The 588-nt window shown below is 45.9% G+C and carries 1 protein-coding gene; it reads left to right on the plus strand.

What is annotated here, in order from left to right; genetic code table 11:
• The coding region (locus tag CLOSYM_RS24325; RefSeq protein WP_021640553.1) for a reverse transcriptase domain-containing protein at positions 1 to 588 on the plus strand (588 nt) is incomplete at both ends.

Here is a 588-nt window from a genome sequence, read left to right on the forward strand (position 1 = left end):
GGGAAATCGCAGAACGCTTTGATAAACCGAGGTCTGCATATCAGACACCGGAATATCATGCGGCAAGCAAAGAATTAAAAAGACTGTCCTATTGGATTGACCATACCGCTGATGAAGCGGCAAGACAAGAACTGATTGACCAACATAGGGCGCAGAAGAAAGCTATGAGAAATCTGCCCTGCAAACCTGCCGACAACAAGAAGTTTACTTTTGTCCGTTATGCGGACGATTGGCTGGCAGGCGTGTGCGGCACAAAAACGGAATGTGAGGAATTGAAAGCCGAAATCGCTGAATTTCTAAGCACAGAGCTGAAATTAACTCTAAGCGAGGAAAAGACGCTGATAACGCACAGCTCCGAAAAAGTCCGCTTCATTGGCTATGATATTTGTGTCCGCAGAAATCAGGAAGTCAAAGGTCACAGAATGAAAAACGGAACGTGGAGAAAATCCCGTACCCTGCACATGAAAGTCGCCTTGTCTATTCCCCATACGGAAAAGATTGAAAAATTCATGTTTGCAAAGAAAGTCATTCGCCAGCAGGAAAACGGGGAGTTTCAGCCGATACACAGAGCCGGACTTCTCAACCTTG

Source organism: [Clostridium] symbiosum ATCC 14940 (genome assembly GCF_000466485.1).
Classification (GTDB): domain Bacteria; phylum Bacillota; class Clostridia; order Lachnospirales; family Lachnospiraceae; genus Otoolea; species Otoolea symbiosa.